The organism is Streptomyces flavofungini (assembly GCF_041028215.1).
Classification (GTDB): domain Bacteria; phylum Actinomycetota; class Actinomycetes; order Streptomycetales; family Streptomycetaceae; genus Streptomyces; species Streptomyces flavofungini_B.
Window position 1 is genome coordinate 1 of the sequence record NZ_JASKYR010001102.1, and the last position, 1,679, is coordinate 1,679.

At 71.5% G+C, this 1,679-nt stretch carries 1 protein-coding gene and 1 pseudogene; both read left to right on the forward strand.

The window, feature by feature from the left end; all coding sequences use genetic code 11:
- Nucleotides 1-451: 451 nt before the first annotated feature.
- A complete protein-coding gene (locus tag AB8Z36_RS38780) occupies nucleotides 452-1,234 on the forward strand; it encodes a hypothetical protein (RefSeq protein ID WP_369218061.1) in 783 nt (260 codons plus the stop codon).
- Nucleotides 1,235-1,434: 200 nt separating this feature from the next.
- A pseudogene (locus AB8Z36_RS38785) lies at nucleotides 1,435-1,679 on the forward strand (hypothetical protein); the annotation flags it as partial.

Sequence of the window (1,679 nt, forward strand, 5' to 3'; positions counted from 1 at the left end):
CCCATGGAACCGGGGCGGCCGGTCCCCCGTCGGAACGGGGTGAGCGGCGGACGTACCCGAGCGGTGCTCGCTGCACACGGCGGTGGAATCTAGGAGCCCGTTCGCCCGGGCAGCAACCGGATCTCCGTCTCCACAGGCCAGTCGAGAGTTACCGAGGGTAGCGGCGAGTTCAGGCCACCCACTTCATTGGTCCATTTCAGGATTTATGAACCCGCCGCCCGATTGATCTGTGAGCCACCTCACCCCGGCAACTCCCCTGTACCGAACACCTGTTGGCACGGAGTGATGCATTCCGCCCGGCATCTCACCCTGTGCGGCGGACGGTTCGATTCCGTTCGCCTTCTTGCGTGACTTGCGCCACTGATCCGCCGTTGTCTTCCCATGAGCCGGGCACCACCGGCTCACCACACCCGCATCAATCACCCCAGGTGACAATCCCGAGGAGCCAACCGTGCCGCGCATGCTCGACGTCAGCGACGACGTTCGCGCCGAGATCGGCGACGAAGAAGCCGACCGGCTGCTCGCCGGAGAGAACACGCCGGGCAGTTACGACTGCACCTCCTGCCGCACCCCGGGCGACTCCGGGCAGGAACGAACCAGCACGGTCCTGTTCGTCGGCGACGAGACGGCCGTGCTCGCCTTCGCGCACGCCTCCTGCCTGCCCTCCCAGATCGTCACGGTCTCCGAGGAGCAGCTCCAGGGCGCCGTGCGCTCGATCACCGGCGAGGACGGCGAGGCGCCGACCGAGGCCGCGCCGAGCCAGGCCGTGCTCGGTGTGACCAGCGGTCTCGTCCTGATCGAGGGCGAGCTGCGCCCCGCGCTCGTCGTCGAGCCGACCGGTCCCATCGCCCGCCCCGGCGCCGCGCCCGGTGGCGGCGACGACTTCCTGCCGCTCCTGATCGAGCAGGGCTTCCTGCCGGTCACCTCGCTCGACACCGCGCCGCCGGTGCTGCACGGCTGGTCGGTCCTGCTGGCCATGGGCCAGCTCCACGCCGTTCTCCAGCCCGGCACCAACGGCGGCTCCCCCGTCGCCTGGTGGCAGGCGCACCAGCCGCTCCAGGTCACCGAGGACTGGCGGGCCGCCGCCAACAAGACCCAGACCGTGCTGCTCTTCGCCGCCCCGGCGGGCTCCATCGGCCGCCAGCCGCGCGAGGATCTGCTGCGGGACGCCCTGGACCGCACGGCCGCCCGCGGGCAGCTCGCCGCCGGGTCCATGCCGCTCGCCGGGACCTGAGCACCCGGATGGCCGCGGAGCCGCGCCCCGACCAGCGCCCCGACCGGCGCCCCGACCGCGAAAGGCGCCGGTCAGATCCTTGTCTGAGCGGGAAACCGGCGCGGCCCCCGCATCCGTCCGGCGCCGGTTTCGTTGGCACATACGTGCACACATACGACCCCTCCCGCCACCGGCCGACGTACCAGAGCCCGATCCCGTCCATGCGCACCGCACCGGACACGACGGGCGAGCACTCGGCCACACCGATCTACGACACGCTGTACTCGGAGTACCGCAGGGCCTTCCGCGCGCTGCCGGGAGACCGGGCGGGCGAGGAGGAACTCGGCTTCACCGCCTTCGGCGCGGGACCGTACGGCGGACAGCGCGACGGACGCCAGGACGCGCGCCCGCACGCCTACGGCCAGTTCCACCTGGGCCGCTACGGCCAGCAGGACCACTATGCGAC